General features: G+C 55.9%; 18 protein-coding genes. 11 read left to right on the top strand and 7 right to left on the bottom strand.

Going from position 1 to position 19,626, the window contains the following annotated elements:
* The first annotated feature begins 62 nt into the window (after nt 1-62).
* Nucleotides 63-1,166, top strand: a complete 1,104-nt coding sequence (locus OEU85_RS04605) for a PA0069 family radical SAM protein (RefSeq protein WP_449555794.1) — start codon at nt 63-65, stop codon at nt 1,164-1,166.
* A gap of 49 nt (nt 1,167-1,215) precedes the next feature.
* Here the strand turns inward: OEU85_RS04605 and putA are convergent, their stop codons facing one another.
* Both putA and OEU85_RS04595 read right to left on the bottom strand, forming a co-directional pair.
* A complete protein-coding gene (gene putA, locus OEU85_RS04600; protein ID WP_262690274.1) occupies nt 1,216-4,380 on the bottom strand; it encodes a bifunctional proline dehydrogenase/L-glutamate gamma-semialdehyde dehydrogenase PutA in 3,165 nt (1,054 codons plus the stop codon).
* A 265-nt stretch (nt 4,381-4,645) separates the two neighbouring features.
* Complete coding sequence (locus tag OEU85_RS04595; protein ID WP_262690273.1) at nt 4,646-5,755, bottom strand: NADH:flavin oxidoreductase; 1,110 nt, start codon at nt 5,753-5,755, stop codon at nt 4,646-4,648.
* 188 nt (nt 5,756-5,943) lie between these two features.
* Between OEU85_RS04595 and OEU85_RS04590 the strand changes: the two genes are divergently transcribed.
* Nucleotides 5,944-6,507 carry a glutathione peroxidase gene (locus tag OEU85_RS04590; protein WP_262690272.1) on the top strand — a complete coding sequence of 188 codons (564 nt, stop codon included), beginning with the start codon at nt 5,944-5,946 and terminating at the stop codon, nt 6,505-6,507.
* 204 nt (nt 6,508-6,711) lie between these two features.
* Here OEU85_RS04590 and OEU85_RS04585 read toward each other — a convergent pair whose 3' ends face one another.
* The 3 genes from OEU85_RS04585 to OEU85_RS04575 are packed head-to-tail and all read right to left on the bottom strand — an operon-like array spanning nt 6,712 to nt 9,714.
* Nucleotides 6,712-7,554: a 23S rRNA (adenine(2030)-N(6))-methyltransferase RlmJ gene (locus OEU85_RS04585; protein WP_262690271.1), complete on the bottom strand. Its 843-nt coding sequence runs from the start codon at nt 7,552-7,554 to the stop codon at nt 6,712-6,714.
* Between the two features lie 33 nt (nt 7,555-7,587).
* On the bottom strand, nt 7,588-8,820 hold the full coding sequence (locus OEU85_RS04580; protein ID WP_262690270.1) for an NAD(P)/FAD-dependent oxidoreductase: 1,233 nt from the start codon (nt 8,818-8,820) through the stop codon (nt 7,588-7,590).
* Nucleotides 8,821-8,832: 12 nt separating this feature from the next.
* Nucleotides 8,833-9,714 carry a phytanoyl-CoA dioxygenase family protein gene (locus OEU85_RS04575; RefSeq protein ID WP_262690269.1) on the bottom strand — a complete coding sequence of 294 codons (882 nt, stop codon included), beginning with the start codon at nt 9,712-9,714 and terminating at the stop codon, nt 8,833-8,835.
* A gap of 192 nt (nt 9,715-9,906) precedes the next feature.
* Here OEU85_RS04575 and OEU85_RS04570 point away from each other — a divergent pair, with 192 nt between their 5' ends.
* Nucleotides 9,907-11,160 (top strand): DNA recombination protein RmuC, encoded by a 1,254-nt coding sequence (locus OEU85_RS04570; protein ID WP_262690268.1) that lies wholly within the window; start codon nt 9,907-9,909, stop codon nt 11,158-11,160.
* 340 nt (nt 11,161-11,500) lie between these two features.
* Complete coding sequence (locus OEU85_RS04565; RefSeq protein WP_262690267.1) at nt 11,501-11,641, top strand: hypothetical protein; 141 nt, start codon at nt 11,501-11,503, stop codon at nt 11,639-11,641.
* A gap of 294 nt (nt 11,642-11,935) precedes the next feature.
* Here the strand turns inward: OEU85_RS04565 and OEU85_RS04560 are convergent, their stop codons facing one another.
* On the bottom strand, nt 11,936-12,439 hold the full coding sequence (locus OEU85_RS04560; RefSeq protein ID WP_262690266.1) for a PAS domain-containing protein: 504 nt from the start codon (nt 12,437-12,439) through the stop codon (nt 11,936-11,938).
* Here OEU85_RS04560 and OEU85_RS04555 point away from each other — a divergent pair.
* The 4 genes from OEU85_RS04555 to OEU85_RS04540 all read left to right on the top strand — a co-directional run bounded on the left by OEU85_RS04555 (nt 12,432) and on the right by OEU85_RS04540 (nt 16,521).
* Nucleotides 12,432-13,145 carry a ribonuclease HII gene (locus tag OEU85_RS04555; RefSeq protein ID WP_262690265.1) on the top strand — a complete coding sequence of 238 codons (714 nt, stop codon included), beginning with the start codon at nt 12,432-12,434 and terminating at the stop codon, nt 13,143-13,145. The genes OEU85_RS04560 and OEU85_RS04555 overlap by 8 nt on opposite strands.
* 168 nt (nt 13,146-13,313) lie before the next feature.
* Nucleotides 13,314-14,429: a site-specific DNA-methyltransferase gene (locus OEU85_RS04550; protein WP_317277410.1), complete on the top strand. Its 1,116-nt coding sequence runs from the start codon at nt 13,314-13,316 to the stop codon at nt 14,427-14,429.
* Nucleotides 14,430-14,489: 60 nt separating this feature from the next.
* A complete protein-coding gene (locus OEU85_RS04545; RefSeq protein WP_262690264.1) occupies nt 14,490-15,482 on the top strand; it encodes a hypothetical protein in 993 nt (330 codons plus the stop codon).
* 517 nt (nt 15,483-15,999) lie between these two features.
* A complete protein-coding gene (locus OEU85_RS04540) occupies nt 16,000-16,521 on the top strand; it encodes a hypothetical protein (protein WP_262690263.1) in 522 nt (173 codons plus the stop codon).
* Here OEU85_RS04540 and mutY read toward each other — a convergent pair.
* The gene (gene mutY, locus OEU85_RS04535; protein WP_262690262.1) at nt 16,518-17,561 is read right to left on the bottom strand and encodes an A/G-specific adenine glycosylase; all 1,044 of its coding nucleotides are present in this window, start codon (nt 17,559-17,561) and stop codon (nt 16,518-16,520) included. The two genes, OEU85_RS04540 and mutY, sit on opposite strands and share 4 nt — an antisense overlap.
* A 132-nt stretch (nt 17,562-17,693) precedes the next feature.
* On the opposite strand from mutY, the gene OEU85_RS04530 reads away from it, so the two are divergent.
* The 3 genes from OEU85_RS04530 (at nt 17,694) to OEU85_RS04520 (ending at nt 19,615) form a co-directional block, all read left to right on the top strand.
* A complete protein-coding gene (locus tag OEU85_RS04530) occupies nt 17,694-18,221 on the top strand; it encodes a DUF721 domain-containing protein (protein ID WP_262690261.1) in 528 nt (175 codons plus the stop codon).
* Between the two features lie 16 nt (nt 18,222-18,237).
* The gene (locus tag OEU85_RS04525; RefSeq protein WP_262690260.1) at nt 18,238-18,834 is read left to right on the top strand and encodes a DsbA family protein; all 597 of its coding nucleotides are present in this window, start codon (nt 18,238-18,240) and stop codon (nt 18,832-18,834) included.
* A 91-nt stretch (nt 18,835-18,925) separates the two neighbouring features.
* The gene (locus OEU85_RS04520; protein WP_262690258.1) at nt 18,926-19,615 is read left to right on the top strand and encodes a DsbA family protein; all 690 of its coding nucleotides are present in this window, start codon (nt 18,926-18,928) and stop codon (nt 19,613-19,615) included.
* Nucleotides 19,616-19,626: the final 11 nt, after the last annotated feature.

Here is a 19,626-nt window from a genome sequence, read left to right as displayed (position 1 = left end):
TTTTGTTCTTATGGTAATATTAGTGTATGGAAGCAAGCAGACGACATATCAGCCTTGGTGACATGAGCAATTCGACAAGCCAGCCTTCTCCGTGGCTGGCGCGGGGGCGCGGTGCTGTTTCAAACACCAGCGGGCGGTTTGAAAAACTCGCTCGTGAACGTGTGCATGATGGCTGGTTGTCAGATGTTTCAGACGCCTCGCCCAAGACCGAGGTGCAGGAAGAACACGCCAAACATATCCTTGCGCGCAACAAGTCACCCGACATTCCGTTTGACCGGTCGATTAACCCGTACCGGGGATGCGAACATGGCTGCGTTTATTGTTTTGCGCGTCCGACCCATGCCTTTATGGGGCTGTCGCCGGGGCTGGATTTTGAAACCAAGCTGTTTGCCAAACCCAATGCAGCCGAGCTTTTGAGGCAGGAGATTGGTAAAAAAGGTTATCAGGTCAAACCCATTGCCATAGGCACCAATACAGACCCCTATCAGCCGATTGAAAAAGACCGCCGCATCACGCGTGAGGTTTTGAAGGTGCTTTACGAGCATCGCCATCCGGTGACAATCCTGACCAAATCCCGCCTTGTGGTGCGGGATTTGGATATCCTTGTCCCGATGGCGGAGATGGGGTTGGTGCGGGTGGCGCTGTCGGTCACCACCCTGGACCGTAAACTGGCCCGCGTCCTTGAACCACGCGCCAGTACACCAACGCGGCGGCTGGATGCGATCAAGCTGCTTTCTGATGCCGGGGTGCCAGTGGGCATGATGTTCGCGCCTGTTATTCCTGCGTTGAACGATCATGAGATGGAAACCGTTCTGGCCGCGTCTGCGCACGCCGGTGCCAAATATGCCAACTATATTCTGCTCAGGCTACCGCTTGAACTGGGGGGCCTTTTTGAGGAATGGCTAGAGGAACATTACCCAGACCGCAAGGCGCGGGTGCTGAACAGGCTTCGCGACATGCGGGGTGGGAAGGTCAATGACCCACGCTTCAAACACCGGATGAAAGGCAAGGGGCTTGAGGCAGAACTGATGGACCAACGGTTTCGCAACCTGTGCCGTCGCCTCAAACTGAACCCTGAACGGGAGGCTCTGGATGTAAGCCAGTTCCGCGCCCCTGTGCTCAAGGGAGGGCAGTTCAACCTTTTTGATACAGCTTCAGCCCACTAAAAAGGCCGGGTTTGCGCCCGGCCTTTCTTTTTCCTGGCGGTGTCCGGCGTTAGCCGTTTTCATCCATGCTGAACAGTTCGGCATTGCCACCCACGGCTGCGGTATTGATCGTGAGCGAGTGTTCGGCCGCAAAACGGAACAGATAGTGCGGGCCACCGGCCTTGGGGCCTGTACCCGACAGGCCTTCGCCGCCAAACGGCTGCACACCGACAACCGCACCAACCATGTTGCGGTTGATATAGGTGTTGCCGATGCGGGTTTTCTCAAACAGTTCCTGCCAGCGGCTTTCAAGACGGGAGTGCACACCAAAGGTCAGGCCGTAGCCGGTTTTACTGATCTGTGCGAGCACGTCGTCAATCGCCCCTGACTTGAACCGGATGACGTGCAGGATGGGGCCGAATTGCTCATCCTCAAGCTGGCTAAGGCTTTCAAGCTCAAAGATACGTGGCGCAAGGAATGTGCCGTCCTCCGTGCCTTCACCCAGGTCAGCCGCGGCTATAAGCTTGGCCTCCGTTTCCATGTGTTCGCAGTGCTCTGCCAGCTTGTCGCGGGCTTCTTCATCGATGATAGGGCCAACGTCCGTGGTCAGAAGGGCAGGATTACCCACAACACGCTCCTTGAGCGCACCCTTGAGCATATTGATCACCTTGTCGGCCACGCTGTCCTGCACGAACAATACCCTGAGCGCCGAGCAGCGCTGCCCGGCAGAGCCGAAGGCAGACTGGATTACATCATCGGCCACTTGTTCGGGCAGGGCGGTGCTATCGACGATCATGGCGTTCTGTCCGCCGGTTTCCGCGATCAGCGGTACGATGGCGCCGTCGCGCTCTGCCAGGGCGCGGTTGATGATCTTGGCGGTGGCGGTGGAGCCTGTGAAGGCGACGCCGGATATCCGCTCGTCGGCAACAAGGGGCGCTGCGACCTTGGACCCCTCGCCAAGGATCAGGTGCAGCACGTCTACCGGTACACCAGCCTCATGGAAAATCTTCACCGCATGATAGGCGACCAGAGGCGTCTGCTCTGCTGGCTTGGCAATCACGGCGTTACCGGCTGCAAGCGCTGCGGCAACCTGGCCGGCGAAAATCGCCAGCGGGAAATTCCACGGCGCGATGCACAAGAAGGTGCCTCGGCCTCCAAGGAACAGGCGGTTGCGTTCGCCCGTTGGTCCCGGTAATACTACAGGCCCTTCAAAATGCTGTTCTGCGCGAGCGGCATAATAGCGACAGAAATCAACGGCTTCGCGGACTTCGGCAATTACATCGCTGAGGGTTTTTCCCGCCTCGCGCACCAGAAGGTCAGCGAACAGGTCGCGGTTTTCTTCCAGCTTGCCACCAATGGCGCGCAGGATTTCGCCTCGCTTGGCACCGCCAAGACGGTTCCAGTTCCACTGGGCAGCTTCGGCCTTGGTGATGGCGGCTTCCAGGTCTTCCTCGCGTGCCTCACGCACGGTGCCGACGACTTCCTTGGTCTTGGCGGGGTTGATGACTTTGCTCTGGTCTCCGCCAACGTCCTTACCACCGATGATGCACGCAGCCTTGTAAACCGTACCGTCTTGCCGTGCGAGCGCGTCGGTCAGCGGCGTGGACTGCGACCGGTCATAAAGGTTACAGCCTTTGGAGTTTTTACGCTCGTCACCATAAATGTCTTCCGGCTTGGCGATCAGCGTGTGCCTCAGGGCGGGTGCCATCTTGATCGAGCTGATCGGATCGCCGGCGACTTCCTCCACCGGGACGTCTGCGTCCATGAAGCGGTTCACGAAGCTGGAGTTGGCACCATTTTCAAGAAGGCGCCTTACAAGGTATGGCAGCAGGTCTTCATGAAGGCCAACGGGCGCATAGGTGCGTGTGCGAATCGGTTTGCCAGCCACGCGGCCGGCAGCCTTGTACAGGAGCGAGCCCATGCCATGCAGTTTCTGGAATTCATAGCGCTTGTCTCCGGCCATTTCGGCAATCGCGGCAATCGTGTGCGCGTTATGGGTGGCGAACTGCGGGTAAATAGCGTCCTGTGCCTCCAGCATGCGCGCGGCGGTATAGAGATAGCTGATATCTGTCGCCTGCTTGCGGGTGAAGACGGGATAGTCCTCAAGCCCCTGTTCCTGACAGTGCTTGATCTCGGTATCCCAGTAGGCGCCCTTGACGAGGCGCACAGCGAATTTGCGGCCATTTTCGCGACCAAGATGCACCAGCCAGTCGATGACATAGGGCGCGCGTTTCTGGTAGGCTTGGACAGCAAGGCCAAGGCCTTCCCATTCATCCAGATCGCTGTCTTCCGCCAGTTTTTCGATAATGCGGAGCGAGATTTCAAGACGGTCGGCCTCCTCGGCATCAATGGTCAGCTGGATATCGTAGGACTTGGCCTGGGCTGCTAGCTCCTTTACGCGTGGCAGCAACTCGGCCATCACACGTGCGTCGTTCACCTCATCATACCGCGGGTGCAGCGCGGAAAGCTTGATCGAGATGCTGGACCGGTCGTGCGGGTCCTTGCCGTCTTCTCTGGTGGCTGTGCCTACAGCGTCGATCGCGTTTTTATAGAGCTCAAAATAGCGGTCGGCGGTTTCCATGGTGCGCGCACCTTCGCCGAGCATGTCGAAGCTCATCATCTTGCTCTCAGGCGGCTGCTTGCCCTGGCGTGTCAGGCCTTCCTTGATGGTGCGACCAAAGACAAACTGTTTGCCCATGATCTTCATCGCCTGCATCACCGCCTTGCGGATCACGGGTTCACCCGTGCGGGAAACCAGCGACTTCATCCATTGGCCGGGGTTTTTGGTGATGGCGCGGTCAAGGCGCACGACTTCACCGGTTAGCATAAGGGCCCAGGTGGAGGCATTGACGAACAGGCTGTCGGAGTGACCCTTGTGTGATGCCCAGTTGCCGGATTTGATCTTCTCGGCGATCAGCTTGTCCTGTGTCTCCACATCCGGAATGCGCAGCAGCGCCTCGGCGAGGCACATCAGCGCCACACCTTCCTGATTGGACAGTCCAAATTCAGCGAGGAAGGCGTCAAGGCTGCCCTGCGCTTCTTTCATGGCGCGGGACTGTGCCACGATTGCGGAGGCCTTTACGACGATCTCTTCGCGCGCCTCGGTATTCAGGGGGAAATTGTCAATGAGCGAGCGAACAGTCGTCGTCTCATTTGCGAGGAATGCGTTCTTAAGCGCAGCCAGCGCTGTTGCACGGCTGTGTGCAGGCGCGGGGCTTATGCGAAGCTTGGCCATGTTTGGTTCCTTCTACCACACTTCGATTATAGATTTGTTCTCAATCCACGCTTGGATCTAAATCCCCCTTAACGACAAAAAAATGCGCGGAGAAGCATAATTTATATTGCGCTGCAGCATGGTCCGTATGCCGCGGTTTTCCTGAGCGCACCACACAATATCGGCCAGTGTGGCCTCCACCGATTTTGTGCTGATTCTGTGTCTATCATACAAAAAGGGGCCACACATAGGCGGCCCCATGACGATTTAGTGCAGGTTGACTGACCTAAGCCAGGCTGGCCAGCATGTCCTTTGTGTAGGGCATGATGTCATCATGTTGTTCTGCCTCAACTTTTTTGACCCAGTCCGGGTTAGCGATAAGCGCCCGGCCAACGGCGACAAGGTCAAACTCATTGTTTGCCATGCGGGCCATTAGCTGCTCAAGGCTGGCGGGTTGCGCTTCTGCGAACCCGGTGGTGCCTTCTTCGGTGAAGGCGGCGTCAAGGCCAACACTGCCGACAGTCACGGTCGGCTTGCCGGTTAGTTTTTTGGTCCAGCCCGCGAGGTTCAGGTCACTGCCGGAGAACTCATTTTCCCAGAACCGGCGTGTGGAACAGTGGAAAATATCCACGCCTGCGTTCACAAGCGGCTCAAGAAACTGTTCGAGCTCCAGCGGGTTGGCTGCAAGTTTGGCATTATAGTCCTGCATCTTCCATTGCGACCAACGCAGTACAACCGGGAAATCAGACCCAACGCGCGCACGGATGGCTTTAACGATTTCGGTCGCAAAGCGCGTACGCTCAACAGAGTTGCCACCCCAGCCATCGGTACGTTCATTCAGGTCACCCCAGAAGAACTGATCGATAAGATAACCGTGCGCGCCGTGAATCTCCACACCGTCCATGCCAATTCGTTTGGCATCTTCCGCCGCCTGGGCAAAAGCGTCAATAACATCGGCGATGTCCTGTTCAGTCATCGCGTGGCATTTTTTCTTGCCCTTGGCAACGAGGCCGGACGGGCCGTAGCCGGGCACATCAGGGTCTGGCTCAATGCCGGGGCGTCGAACGGCGCCCACGTGCCACAGCTGCGGCATGATCTTGCCGCCTTCGCCGTGAACGGCATCGGCAATCTTTTTCCAGCCTTCAAGTGCGTCGTCGCCATAGAAGAAGGGCACATTGGGGTAACCGCTTGCAGCCTTGTGGCCCACGCAGGTGCCTTCGGTGATGATAAGGCCAACACCGCCAGCTGCGCGTTTGCGGTAATATTCGACATTCAGATCGTTTGGCACGTTGCCGGGGGAGAAGGTGCGTGTCATCGGCGCCATCACCACACGGTTTTCAAGGTGCAGTTTCTTGAGATCAAACGGTTTAAAAAGCGGGGCAGCGTCTGCTGTCATCTAAACATCCTTCGCTTCGCCGGACGCACCGGCAATGATATCTGGCTCGTGCAAGAGGTAGGGCCGCATGATCTGCTTTCAAGCGTGAAGCGTAGCAAGGAGGAGTTCACACTTGCGTCATGCCCTTTCGCGCGCGACGAGTGCGGGATATAGATGAAGCAAGAAAACTGTTGAGGAGGACGCAGGCTATGCAACTCAAGTCAATGATCGCGGCTGCAGCTGTTCTGGTGACCAGCTTTGGCGCGCAAGCGGACGGGGAAAAATCCCTGCATGATTTCACTGTGACGTCGATCGAGTTCAAGGATATGCCGCTTGCGCAGTATGAAGGCAAGGCGGTGCTTCTGGTGAATACGGCGTCTTATTGCGGCTATACACCACAATATAAAGGCCTGCAGGCCTTGTGGGAAGAATACCGCGACGAAGGGCTTGTTGTGGTCGGTGTACCAGCCAATGACTTTGGCGACCAGGAGCCGGGCAACGAGAAGAACATCAAAAACTTCTGCAAGGTGAATTTCCAGGTTGATTTTCCGATGACCAAGAAGATGGTGGTCAAGGGTGGGCCGGACAATGCGCCGGTGTACGAGTGGCTGGCACATGAGTTGGGTGAAGACAGTCGACCAAAGTGGAACTTCCATAAGTATCTGATCGACAAAAACGGGCACCCGGTGGCTTATTTCTCCAGTAAGGTCACGCCGCAATCGGACGAATTGAAAACGGCGGTCGAGAAGGAATTGAGTTCATCTGGTCGCTAGACGCCGGACGATAGCAAAAAATCATGAGCCCGAGCGATTGTTGTTTTGGGCTCTTGTCCTTTAAGCCATCACTCGTTGAGAATGACAAGCATGCCGGTGTTCATAGGGCCGGATCACGTCATACCGGCCCACGCGCACAAGCTCCGCCCATTCAGGGTCGGTTATCAATACGCGCTCCATCTTTGTCTGATGGTGAAGGCGAGCTTAAAGAGGCTGCCCTTCCACTATTGTATGGTCACCCGCACCAGGGCTGAACATCAAGTCTTTCATCTCGATCATTGCGGACCTGAGGGTTTCAGCAAAGCCCTCCGGAGCGTTGAAAACAATCAGGCCGGAACCTTTCATGCCGTGGCCGACAATATCCTCGGGGGCCATCAGGCGCGTCTCAAAAGCTGTGCTACCGCCGAGTGTCAGAAGGGAACGGACCATCTGTTTGTGTCGGTCGTCGGTCAGGATGGGGTACCACACGGCATAAATGGCAGACGACCAGTTATTGAGCGCACGCATCATGGTGCGGGCGACATCCCGGTATTCGGTTTTAAGCTCATAGGAGGGGTCGATCAGCACGATACCACGCAGGTGATGGGGTTTGGTCAGCCGCGCCACAAATTCAAGCCCGTCGCTCTTGCGCATCTCGATGGTTTTATAGTGGCTCAGGTTATCCAGAAGATGCTGGAATTCCCCCGGGTGCAATTCGGTCAGGAACATGCGATCACCGTGCCGCATGAACTGTTGCGCGATAGCAGGGGAACCCGGATATGCGGTCTCGCCATGTTTGTCGCGGAAATCCTCAACAAGTTTTACATATCGCGCGGCTGCGGTTTTGGGTTTTTCGGGCTCGTCCACAGCGGTAATGCCGGTTTCATGCTCGCGTGTTTTCTGCGCCTCGGGGCTTGCCAGGTCATAATATCCGCGTCCGGCGTGGCTGTCGTAAAAGCTGAAAGATCCCGGTTTGGAATGCATATGCTCCAGCAAAAGCATAAGGGTCAGGTGCTTGTGCACATCGGCAAAATTGCCGGCGTGATAGACGTGCTGATAACTGAGCATGCAGGGTCTGCTTTCCTATGCCGCCAATATTGCTTACGCGGTAAGCATTTCCGCGGCGATTTCCTTGAAGGGGCGACTTTCGTCCCTGAGCAGGGCCGCGTCAATGTCTAACCGGGCAGTGATGAGCTTTTTTGCGTTTATAAACTCAGCGATACGGCCAATACAGTCGGCCGCCAGCATTTTGCCGCCCTTCATGTAAAAGTAGGCAACCGAGCGCGCGGCCGGGTCGCCCCGCACCACAAGGCTGTCATAGCCTTCGGACAGGCCTGCGATCTGCAGCTTGAGGCCGTATTGATCGGACCAGAACCAGGGCAGGGCATCGTACGCGGCATCGTCGCCCATAATATGCTCTACCGCCACCTTGGCCTGATCCACAGCGTTCTGCACAGATTCAAGCCGCATTGTGCGACCGTAGTGGCTGTGGGTAAACCATGCAACGTCGCCCACGGCGTAAATATCCGGGTCTGATGTCTGGCAGTGTTCATTGACCTCAATGCCTGCGTCCAGGGCGGTGATACCCGCGCTAGTCGCCAGTTCAATGTTGGGAGAAAGGCCAATGCCAGCTACAATCATATCGGATTCGAAACGTTTTCCGCTGTCTGTCAGTACGGCGGCCGCTCGGTCGTTGCCTTCAACTTCCGTGACCATCTCGCCTGTGTGGATGTCGACCCCTTCCTCTGTGTGCAGGCGGGTGTAGAACGCCGAGACCTCGGGTGCCACAACGCGGGCGAGGATGCGGTCTGCGGCTTCCAGTATGGTCACATCCTTGCCTGCCCTGCGGGCTACGGCTGCCACCTCGAGCCCAATGTAGCCGCCGCCGACAATCACAATGCGTTTTGCGGTGTTGAATTCGCCGCGCATCGCATCGGTGTCGGTCATCGTGCGGACGTAATGGATACCGGCGAGATCAGCGCCCTTGCAGGAAAGGCGTCGCGCATGTCCGCCAACCGCCAGGATAAGCTTGTCATAGGGGAGCACTTCGCCGTTCGCGAGCGCCAGCGTTTTTTCGGCTCTGTCGATGCTTGTGGCGCGCACCCCGAGCTTCAACCCAATGTTTGCGCTCGCATAAGCCTGTTCCCGCAAAATGGGCAGTCTTTCCGCGCCAATTTCGCCCGAGAGATACATCTTCGACAGCGGTGGCCGCTGGTATGGCACCACCGGCTCGTCGCTGACGAGCGTGACGTCACCCTCAAACTTTTTCATCCTGAGCGATGTGGCGATCTGGGCGGCGGCATGGCCGCCGCCAATGATGACAAGTTTTGTCATTGAGCAACTTTCCTAAGCGTCAAAACCTTTAAGCGGCAAATGGTCAGGCCGTCTTAACCAGTTATCTGCCGGATAATGGGCCGCTCCGTCAATCACATGCAACGTGTATGCGTGCCGCGACTTGTCAGATCGGTTCGCGGACGACATGTGCGGGAACTTGCCACCGAACACGAGGACGGTGCCCATAGGCGCTTCCAGTGGCACCTTGTTGTCCTCATCAAACGGTGTTTCCTCCAGCGTTTCGGTGAAGGTGGCATCGCCGTCAGGCGTGCGGCGAAAGGCTTCGCGCACACCGCCGGTTTTATGCCCGCCGGGGATGCCCCACAGGCAGCCGTTTTCTGTCGTCGCATCTTCAATGGCGACCCACAGGCCAAGGCAGGCCTCGGGCTCGGTCCGCAGATAGGTGGCATCCTGATGGCACACCACTTCGCCGCCGATATGAGGCTGCTTGAATATATACATGGATTGAAGTGGCAGCGGTTTTTTCTGGCCAAGCCCTTCGCATATCAACCGGAAAGCCTTCTGGCGTGCGAACCGGCTGAAGGTGTCATCAAGGTCATGCATGGCGTGGCCGACTTTATTCAGCGCCAAAGGCAGCGGCTTGGTCAGCTTTCCTGCTTTGTCGAAGGCTTCTTCTTCCATAAAAAAGCGTATCTCGTGTCCGGATTCCAGAAAATACAGGTCCTGCGCATGGGCTTCCGAGGTGCTTGAGAAAACCGAGCGATGCTCGCGGGTGTCAAAGCTATCAACCATCTCCGCCATACGGGTTTTCAGTCTGTCGCACATCTCGGCGCTGACAAGGCCGTCGAGCACCAATACGCCGTTGCAGTCAAACGCCTCCTGCATCTCTGACGTGATACCGTCAAAGTTACTCGCATCAAAACGGGGGATCATCTCCTTGCTCCTGGATGGGTTCCTGCCCGCCGATTGGACACTGTGTCCGACGGAGGTTGATTTAGGCTGGTTCCCGATCGGAAATACGAAGCACAGCTTCATACATGCGTCAAGCCTTGCAGGTGCCTTCCGGGTGGGCTAGGTGAAGAAGGACCGTTTTGTTTTCAGGTTTTGTTCTCGGGGGATTTGGCCATGACGCTGTTTGAAATGTTGCTGCTTGGCGGGCTTTTGCTTTTGCTTTTGCTGGTTGTCGGGCTCGTCGTCAAGCTGTCGGCCCTTAGCCGCGTGGTTAGCGGCGGCGATGCGGAGGGCCATCTGATCCGTATTGATGGCCGCCTGAGCGATATGGTGACCGGCGCGGAGCGGCGCGAGCAAGCGACCCGCACAGAATTGTCGAACCAGTTTCGCGACAATCGGCAAGAGGTCGCCAAGGCCATCAGTGCGCTCAGCGAGACCGTGCGCAAGCTGGGGGCTGACCAGTCCACGCAGCAGCAACAGTTTCGCGACAAACTTGACGAGAAGATGAAAGAGCTTCGCGTTGAGAATAGCCAGAAGCTCGATGAAATGCGCCGCACCGTGGACGAAAAGCTGCAAACCACGCTTGAAAAACGCCTGAGCGAAAGCTTCAAGTCGGTGTCAGAGCGGCTGGAGCAGGTGCACAAGGGGCTGGGCGAGATGCAAAGCCTGGCCTCTGGCGTTGGGGACCTCAAGCGGGTGCTGACAAACGTGAAATCGCGTGGCGGCTTTGGCGAAAAGGAACTCGAGATCATCATCTGTGATTTCCTGACGGCCGACCAATATATCGCCAACTTTGACTGCGGGAAAAAGTCCGGTGAGCGGGTCGAGTTCGGCATTCGAGTGCCGGGGGCGGGGCGCGATGTCTATCTGCCGGTTGATGCCAAATTCCCGACGGAAGACTATGAGCGCCTTCTGAATGCAGCCGAACTGAACGATCAGGATGCTGTCAAGCTTGCCGGCGCGGCACTTGAGAAGGCGGTCCTGCGTTTTGCAAAGGATATCTCCACAAAATACATCAACCCGCCGCACACCACCGACTGGGCGGTCCTGTTCCTGCCGACCGAAGGCCTCTATGCCGAGGTATTGCGCCGACCCGGCCTTTTTGAACGCCTGCAGCGCGATCACCGCATCACGGTGGCTGGGCCCACCAACCTTCAGGTGCTCCTCAGTACCTTCCGCATGGGCTTCCGTCAGGTGGCCCTGCAGGAGCGAGCAAACGAGGTGTGGGATGTGCTGGGCACCGTCAAGCTGGAGTTCGGCCGTTTCGGTGACCAGATTGACCGCATGGGCAAAAGCCTTACGTCTGCGCTCAACCACGTTGAAACACTTGACCGGCGCAAGCGCATGATGTTGCGCGCCCTCAAGAATGTGCAGTCTGTGGAAGAAAGCACGGCTGCAGCGCTTCTTGAGGACGATAGCGAGGCCTAAGACTGCCAAGGGTTTAAGCTAAAAGCTTAGGGCGCCAAAATTTTCAAATTTGGATAAAATTGTTGGCGATGCGTGCTCGTGTTTCCGCGGCGCCTGCGCTTTTAGCCTGTGCCACGGTCCTTTGTGGCAGAACGGTGTCATAAATTGCGACGAATGGTGCGATAAATGAGGTGAGACCCATTGAAACAAAACGGGCTAAACACTAGATTAGACATGTAGCCGAGAGCAAAGACTCAACCAAACAAAAGGCTGCAACACGACAGTAGCAACGCCGCGTAAAAATAAAATGCGGCATATAAAGCTGAAGCAGAAAACTGCGATATACAGCGAGGAGATAGACATGTTTACCGAATTTATGCGCGATGCGGGCACCCGCTCCGTCGCCACCCAACCCCAAGCCACAAGCCATCGGGCAGAGACCCGCACCTGGCGCCGCAAACGGCGGTCGGCTCGGTTGGCACGCGTTCCGCTCGCAGCTTAAGCGGAAGAGCCTAGAACCCGCTGTTGCATCCAGCTCAAGTCTCTGTGCATCGACGTGTTAGAGCAGCAGCAGGTTCCGGTCGGGCAGGGGTGCGGACGATACCCCCTGACCCTAGCCCCAAGCGCCCATCCCGGCCCGACCAATCTTATTTGTTCCGAGTATCTTATTTGTTTTGAGTGAAGGGCGCTGCTTCCACGGCGCTCTGCTATTCTTTCCTAAACCTACCCAAGCACTGAGGGCGTTCCTTATCCGCTAAGGAACGCCTTTTTTTCACTCCGTTTGCTGTTGGCTGGCTTATCTGAGGGCGGTCCAGTCATCAATCGCAAGGATGATGATGCGGGAGACATCTCCGCCGACCCCTTCAAATGGGTAGAGATGACCATCGAAGCTGTAAAGCCGACCATTTTCCATCAGATATTTGTCAGTGGTGCGATTGACGACGCGGTCGTCCGTCACTTCATTGAAATTATGTACATACCGATCGTACCGACCGCCCGTGTCTATTTCGTCCAGATAGACACCGCTCAGATCTTGACCATAAGCCGCGACAACAGACGTGCCCGCCAGCCGGTAGCGATAGCGCCGTGGATTGTTTTCCACCTGCAGCAGCGACATATACGGCAAGGCGTTACCCGGCACGTCATTGATGTTGAAATCAAGGAAGCGCGGAATTTTACGGACGCCTTTCAGCTGGTGCCAGTATCGGTCAAAAGCTTTGGCAATCGGGTGCATATCAAATATGGTCCGGCTTGAGTGAATTTGCGGCACAGAATGCCGGGCTGGTGGGTCGATGGTCAAGGCACAAGTCCCTTTCGAGATATGGACCGGGGTGCTTTACGAAACGGTTAAGGTGATGGATTTATTTGAACATGGTGGCCTTGATATGGCGGCGACGCCTGACTGGCGCTTTGAAGCCGTTCTGGAGCGCGAAGGCTATTCTCCGCTATGTGGGGTGGACGAAGTGGGCCGGGGCCCGCTGGCTGGGCCGGTTGTTGCCGCAGCGGTTGTTCTTGACCCTGGCTACATACCCGCGGGGTTGAATGACAGTAAAAAGCTGTCTGAAAGGAAGCGGGAGGCTCTTTATGACCTGATCCATGAACGCGCCATCGCGGTTTCGGTCGCCGATGCCTCGGTGGCCGAGATTGATGAGATCAATATCCTTGAAGCTTCCATGCTGGCGATGCGCCGGGCAGTGGCGGGGCTGCCGATAACGCCGGCTGCCGCGCTGGTAGACGGGAACCGCGCACCGGGGCTTGAGATACACACACGTACCCTCGTCAAAGGGGACGCCCGGTCGCTTTCGATCGCTGCTGCGAGCATTGTTGCAAAAGTTTTTCGCGACCGACTGATGAAAAAACTCGGCGAAAATCATCCGGAATACGGTTGGGGCTCAAACGCAGGATATGGTGTTGCCAAACATATGGCCGCACTAAAACTTGTGGGTGTGAGCCCTTATCACCGGAAAACTTTTGCGCCGATTCGGCAGATTTTGAATGAAGAATAGCCTATAACTAGCTGATTCATCTTAAAGAATCGCTTGACGTCGAATCGAGTCGGAATCATAATCTCCTCAATGGTTTGCTGAAACTTGAGCAAAAATGCCGCCCGGAATTGGGCAGTTTCAGCCTGTTGGCTCCAGGGACGGGGCCTGTAACCGGGACGGAGAAAATTGATGGCTGAAGCAAAAAGCGCGACCCGCACGGGTGGCGGGCTTAAAACGCTGCCTTTGAACAAAATTGTTCAGGGCGACTGTATCGATGTGATGAACGCGCTGCCCGAAAAGTCGGTCGACGTTATTTTTGCAGACCCCCCTTATAACATGCAGCTCAAGGAAACCTTGTCGCGGCCGGATAATTCCAAGGTCGACGGGGTACATGACGCATGGGATAAATTCTCAAGCTTTAATGCGTATGACGAATTTACATACCGCTGGCTTGCGGCTGCGCGTCGTTGCCTCAAGGATACCGGCACCATTTGGGTGATTGGCTCATACCACAATATCTTCCGCGTCGGCACTGCGCTGCAGAACCTTGAATACTGGGTCCTGAATGACGTGATCTGGCGCAAGTCGAACCCGATGCCAAACTTCCGCGGTACGCGTTTCACCAATGCACACGAGACGCTCATCTGGGCAGCAAAATCGGCGGACAAGGGTGGATACACTTTCAACTATGACGCCATGAAAGCCATGAATGATGATACTCAGATGCGCTCCGACTGGACGCTACCGATCTGCTCAGGCAAGGAACGCCTGAAGTCTGGTGACAAGAAGGCCCATGCCACGCAGAAACCGGAATCGCTTCTCTACCGTGTGCTGATGTCTTCCACCAAGCCGGGTGATGTTGTGCTTGACCCGTTCTTTGGTACCGGCACCACCGGCGCTGTCGCCAAAATGCTTGGTCGCAATTATATCGGGATCGAGCGCGAGACAGGTTACATCAAGGTCGCGCGCGAGCGTATTTCGGGCATTGAGCAACTGGATGACGAAGCGCTTGGTTATACGACCAGTAAACGCGCCGAACCGCGTGTGCCTTTTGGCTCCATCGTGGAGCGTGGGCTGATCACACCGGGCACTACCCTTTATGACAGCAACCGCCGCTATGCTGCCCGCGTGCGCACCGACGGTACGTTGATCTCGGAAGCTGAAAAAGGTTCCATTCACAAGGTGGGCGCCAGTGTACAGGGTGCGCCAGCGTGCAATGGCTGGACTTTCTGGCACGTTGAGAAGAAGGGCGAACTGCTGCCGATCGACATTTTCCGCCAGCAGGTGCGCGCGGAACTGAACTAAACCAATCGGTTACGGTGCTCGGGTTGCGACGGATTTGCCTCGCGCCACAGGATATGAGTAATGAAAATCTATCTGCATATAGGAATGCACAAAACCGGCACCACTTCCATTCAGGCGTTTGCACGGGAGAATGTTAATCTCCTGCGCAAGTATGGCGTATTCTGGCCGGTCATGCTGAAGGAGAATAAGGTAGCGCGGCAGCATTCCCATCTTTGGCGCTTGGTACAGTATGGGCAGGCGGAGGCAGCGTTAGCAGTTTTAGGCAATGCCATTACAGATGCCGAGAAGCAGGGCTGTCAATCCCTGCTTCTGTCTGGCGAGGGTTTCTCCAATGCGTCAGAACCAGAAATCGCGACCATTCTCGATGGGCTAAAAGGGCACGAAATTGTAGTTATTGTGTATTTCCGCAATATATACGGTTATGCCCGTAGCGCGTTCCAGCAGCATCTGAAATATGCCGACAGGCGTACGCCCGCGAGGCTTTTACCCCTGATCATACAGCGTAACCTGAACTATGACGCGCTGCTTGCGCGTTGGCAGAAATTTGTCCCCGGGATAACGCTTGATGTTCGCTCTTATGAACGAGAGAAAAAAAATCTTGTCCCGGGTTTTTTCGCCGCTCTTGGCATTCCTGAACCCGCTGTAAAATCGAAGATGGCGGACGAAAGCAATCGCAGCATGGACCCCGTTATTCAGGTCATGCTTGCGGCGATCGAATGTGACAAATCTGGCGGTGATTTTCGGCGAACACGGGATGCCTATTACCGCGAGTTCGGTGGTATGAAGATGAACACCGCATTGATGGCCGATATATTTACGGCAATATGTCAGGGCGCCCCACATGAATACAGTGATCCGCTACTTGAAGCGTACCGGGATGAGCTTCTGGCACCACCCGATGTGCAGCCGCCGCTGTCTCTTGCCGAACAGGCTCAGTATTTTTCCTCTCTTGCGGGGTTTGCCCGTCGTATGGCGCGGCGCAAAAGGTTTGAAAGCGGCAGGTTTTATTCAGCCTGGCGATGGGCACGACAAAAGTTACGCAAGAAAGACTGAAAAGTTACCTCCGGCTGTGCGGATGCCCGTCTGCATGGCTGATCAAAGGCGCTCTCCCTGCCCGGGGAGGGCGCCTGTTTTATGGTAAATTGAACTTTGCGTGCATTCACAATCTTTTCTAATCTGTATTGATTTTAAGGGCGCGATACCGACATCCTTTCAGATACCGGACATCCGTGCGGCCCGTCGGTCGCCCCGGTCTGGCGCGAGGCTTGACAGCCTGCGCCGATTGCTTGTTTGGAGAATAGAATGAGCAAAGAGCGAAGTACCAAAAAAGAAGCGAAGAAGAAACCGGCCCTCGACAAGAAGGCCAAGAAAGCCGCCAAGGCCACGAAAAAGGCACCGGCATACCTTGAGTCCTGATATCGGGAGGCCTGATATCAGGCTTTTCACTTTTTGATGCATACGTTGAAAGAATGGGCCGCTCGCGCGGCCCATTTTCATTTCATTTTCTCGTTATAGTTTTAAAAGTGCATATTATATAAATATTCTATCGCCTTTAGGTACTGGGGAATTCATGTTTGACCTTTTTGACGCTTATGAAACCGCATTTCTACGCAATACAGAGGGACGGCTTTTTTATGTCAGGAACTGGCGGCAGGGCTATGAGGTGTCCGATGCGGAACGGCTAAAGCTAACGCAGATATTGTCTCTCATGTATTCGGCGGGCTTCATGCTGACGATGGGTATTATCTTATTAAGTGAAGAACTTGGTGCCCTTGCCGGATTGCATCGGCTTGTGGTTACCGGCGTGGTTGCCGTGTTGTTTTCTTCGCTGGTTCTGGTGGGTGAAAAGTTCGTGAGAAAACATTGTCTGGGAAATCGTCACAAAACAGAAACAGGCGCGAAATTTGATCCGCGCCCTTCACATGATTGGCGACGTTTTGCACGGTTGCTTGTGGCGGGAATAGGCTCAATGCTGCTTGCAAAGGCCATATGGTATCAAAACGCTATACTGGCGGCCATCGCAGTCATTTGCCTTGTTGGGGCGGTGATAACTTCGTGGCGGCGGGTGGCTCCCCCTTTACAGGAAAATTAAGATGATCTCGCCAGCAGGGCGATTTTCTTGAACACTGTGGGCAGTCCCACGTTTTCAAGCCCGTCAAGTGGATGCCAGAAACCGTTTTCAACATTGTGCCTTGCGCTGGCTTTGGCGGCCACAAGCTGTGTTTCCAGATGAAAATGCGTGAAGGTGTGCTTGGCCAGTCCCTCAAGCGGTTTCCAGTAATCATCTGTTGGTACGTGCTCCAGCCATTCGGCTTTTACCGGGAAGTCAATCCGTTCCACCCAGGGCGTTGAATAAAGGCCCGGCATCGCGCCAAGCAGGCCCTTGACGGGGCGGCGTTCCAGCAGAACATCGCCGTCATGGACCAGCCAGAAGGAGATGGCCCTACGCGTGGGTTTCACCTTCTTTGGTGCCTTGACGGGATATTTCTCCATGTCGCCCTCGGCCTTGGCGGCACAGTCGCGGTGAAGCGGGCACAGCAGGCATTTGGGTTTCTTCGGGGTGCAAACGGCTGACCCGAGGTCCATCATTGCCTGTGCAAAGTCGCCCGCACGCTGCGCTGGTGTAATCTCAGCGGTGCGGGCCTTGATCTGCTTTTTGGCGGCGGGCAGGGCTTCACTTACGCGAAACAGTCGGCTGACCACCCGTTCCACATTGCCGTCCACAACCACGGCGCTTTCGCCAAAGGCGATGGCAGCGATGGCGGCGGCGGTATAGTCGCCAATGCCCGGTAGCGCGCGCAGTTCGGCCTCTGTTTCAGGGAAGCGCCCATCATGGCCTGTTGTAATAACGTTCGCACACTTGTGCAGGTTGCGTGCCCGGGCGTAATAGCCAAGGCCAGCCCATTCAGCCAGAACATCTTCAAGTGGCGCGGCGGCAAGGGCGACGACTGTGGGCCAGCGTGACAGAAATTTCTCGAAATATCCCTTTACAGTGGCAACGGTGGTCTGCTGCAGCATGATCTCAGACAGCCATACGTGGTAGGGCTCAGCATGGTCAGCGGGTGCTGATCGCCATGGCAAGCTGCGGCGGTTGGCGTCGTACCAGTCAAGAAGTTTGTCGGCGATACTCATGATCACAAGGCGCTGAAGTCTTCCGTTTGTCCTTGCCCGGGGCCGGGCCATCAGGTAGCACAGGACCATAGCGTGGCCTTATAGACTTGCAAGTAAAATGGCCGCACACAGCACAAATGGTGGGCGAGACACATGGCGAAGCCGCCGGACAAAAAAACTGGCGATAAAAAAAAGCAGCCCGAGCGCCGGAAATATACCGCAAGCGCTTCTGCTGTCGCGCGTTCGCTTGTCACGCCCGCCATGCGAGCCAAGGGCTTTGCCCAGATTGAGGTGGTGACCCGGTGGGCGCATATCGTGGGGCCTGAGCTTGCCGCCAGCACCGTGCCAGTCAGCCTTCGTTTCCCACGAGGCGAACGCATGGGGGCGACGCTTGTTGTAAGGTGTGAATCCGCTTTTGCGCCGCTTCTGAGCCATAAGGCAGGCCGGGTAATCGAGATGGTGAACAGCTTCTTTGGCTATGCCGCCGTCGCCAAGCTTGAGGTGAAGCAGGGCCCGCTGCCGGCGCGTACTCACAAAGCGCTTCTGGAAAAAAAGCCCCTAAGCGCGGAAGCAAGCCAAAATTTGCACACGCTTGTGGGTGATGGAGAGTTGAGCCCGCTACGCGAAGCGGTTAAAAGCCTGGGGGAGTATGTTTTCTCGGGTACAAAAAAAGACCAATAACAAATGGGATATGAACGTGTTAAAAAAAGCAGTACTGGCCGCCATCCTTCTTGCCTTCGCTCCGGTCGCACACGCACAAGATAGTGCGGAAGGGCCTCGCCTGAGAGGCGAGCTTACCTATGGGGACAAGACCGCCAAAGTGGAGGTTATTGAATATGGCTCCTTTACCTGCCCGCATTGTGCCCGCTTTGCCCGCGAGATATTACCGCAGCTGAAAGCCGATTATATCGACACCGGCAAGGTGAAGTTCATCTTCCGTAACTTCGTGCGGGACCGCTACGACATGGCGGTTGCTGTTACCACGCGCTGCACCACAAGTGCGGACACCACCAAGGCAATGACGGAAACCTTTTTTGAACGCCAGAAAGAATGGATGACGTCAGACAATCCTTACGCGGTAATGGCCGAGATCGCCGGAGACGCTGGTGTCAGCCAGACAGAGTTGGGCAACTGCATTTCGGACCGTGCCCTGCAGGAGCATATGGTTGAGATGCGCAACTTCGGCATCGAGAGCTACCAGATCAACGCTGTGCCAGCCATTCTGGTGAATGGTGCCAAAATCGATATGCATTCCTATGAAGACCTCAAGGACGCGATCGAGGCCGCACAATAATTTCCTAAATCATCAGGGCGACGGGCTTCAAAAAAGACTCGTCACCGCCTTCAATGCGATGTAAACACAATATATAGTGGGTGGAGAAGTCATGAACTACAATAAGAGCGCATTTTCCCTTCGTGTGACCAGTGCTGCGGCAGCGCTTCTGATGCTTGCGGCGTGCGGTGATCAAAGTGACGACAAGGCAGCGACCGAGGGTGAAGTCGTTTCAATGGCGCCGACAGAGGTGCCTGCCGAAGCGGGTGCCGAACAGGGCACATGGGGTGATATCATTTATGGCGATGCCGACGCGCCGGTGACCGTGATCGAATATGCCTCGCTGACATGCCCGCACTGCGCAACCTTTGCCAAGGACGTCTTCCCCGAATTCAAGAAAAAATATATCGAGACCGGCAAGGTCCGCGTACTTTACCGCAATTTCATCATGAACCGGGTTGATCTGATAGCTTCCGCCGCTGCGCGCTGTGGCGACATGGAAGTCACCCAAAAGCTGATGGGCCTGTTTTTCGCCCGCCAGTATGATTGGGCACGGTCGCAAAACCCGGGGGATGAACTGGCGTCGCTTGCGCGGCGTGTGGGTATCAGCCGCACTGAATTTGACCGTTGCGTGAACAACAAGGACATGCACAAGCACCTGATGTCGCTGACCAAAACAGCGATTGACGACTATCAGGTCAATTCCACGCCCAGCTTTTTTGTTGACGGTGAGCGGGTTGAATTCACGACCTTCGATGATCTGATGGAAACAATGGAAAAAGCCATCGACGACGCAAGCTAGGGGGCGTCGGC

Origin of the sequence: Kordiimonas aestuarii (genome assembly GCF_025574465.1) — a bacterium.
Lineage (GTDB): Bacteria > Pseudomonadota > Alphaproteobacteria > Sphingomonadales > Kordiimonadaceae > Kordiimonas > Kordiimonas aestuarii.
The sequence above is the reverse complement of the archived record's forward strand: the minus strand, read 5'-3'. Positions and strand labels throughout refer to the sequence as shown.

Bases quoted from the DNA above. Each gene is read 5' to 3' on its own strand.
- OEU85_RS04605 (WP_449555794.1), top strand. From the start codon at position 63: ATGAGCAATTCGACAAGCCAGCCTTCTCCGTGGCTGGCGCGGGGGCGC.
- putA (WP_262690274.1), bottom strand. From the start codon at position 4,380: ATGGCCAAGCTTCGCATAAGCCCCGCGCCTGCACACAGCCGTGCAACA.
- OEU85_RS04595 (WP_262690273.1), bottom strand. From the start codon at position 5,755: ATGACAGCAGACGCTGCCCCGCTTTTTAAACCGTTTGATCTCAAGAAA.
- OEU85_RS04590 (WP_262690272.1), top strand. From the start codon at position 5,944: ATGCAACTCAAGTCAATGATCGCGGCTGCAGCTGTTCTGGTGACCAGC.
- OEU85_RS04585 (WP_262690271.1), bottom strand. From the start codon at position 7,554: ATGCTCAGTTATCAGCACGTCTATCACGCCGGCAATTTTGCCGATGTG.
- OEU85_RS04580 (WP_262690270.1), bottom strand. From the start codon at position 8,820: ATGACAAAACTTGTCATCATTGGCGGCGGCCATGCCGCCGCCCAGATC.
- OEU85_RS04575 (WP_262690269.1), bottom strand. From the start codon at position 9,714: ATGATCCCCCGTTTTGATGCGAGTAACTTTGACGGTATCACGTCAGAG.
- OEU85_RS04570 (WP_262690268.1), top strand. From the start codon at position 9,907: ATGACGCTGTTTGAAATGTTGCTGCTTGGCGGGCTTTTGCTTTTGCTT.
- OEU85_RS04565 (WP_262690267.1), top strand. From the start codon at position 11,501: ATGTTTACCGAATTTATGCGCGATGCGGGCACCCGCTCCGTCGCCACC.
- OEU85_RS04555 (WP_262690265.1), top strand. From the start codon at position 12,432: ATGGTCAAGGCACAAGTCCCTTTCGAGATATGGACCGGGGTGCTTTAC.
- OEU85_RS04550 (WP_317277410.1), top strand. From the start codon at position 13,314: ATGGCTGAAGCAAAAAGCGCGACCCGCACGGGTGGCGGGCTTAAAACG.
- OEU85_RS04545 (WP_262690264.1), top strand. From the start codon at position 14,490: ATGAAAATCTATCTGCATATAGGAATGCACAAAACCGGCACCACTTCC.
- OEU85_RS04540 (WP_262690263.1), top strand. From the start codon at position 16,000: ATGTTTGACCTTTTTGACGCTTATGAAACCGCATTTCTACGCAATACA.
- mutY (WP_262690262.1), bottom strand. From the start codon at position 17,561: ATGAGTATCGCCGACAAACTTCTTGACTGGTACGACGCCAACCGCCGC.
- OEU85_RS04530 (WP_262690261.1), top strand. From the start codon at position 17,694: ATGGCGAAGCCGCCGGACAAAAAAACTGGCGATAAAAAAAAGCAGCCC.
- OEU85_RS04520 (WP_262690258.1), top strand. From the start codon at position 18,926: ATGAACTACAATAAGAGCGCATTTTCCCTTCGTGTGACCAGTGCTGCG.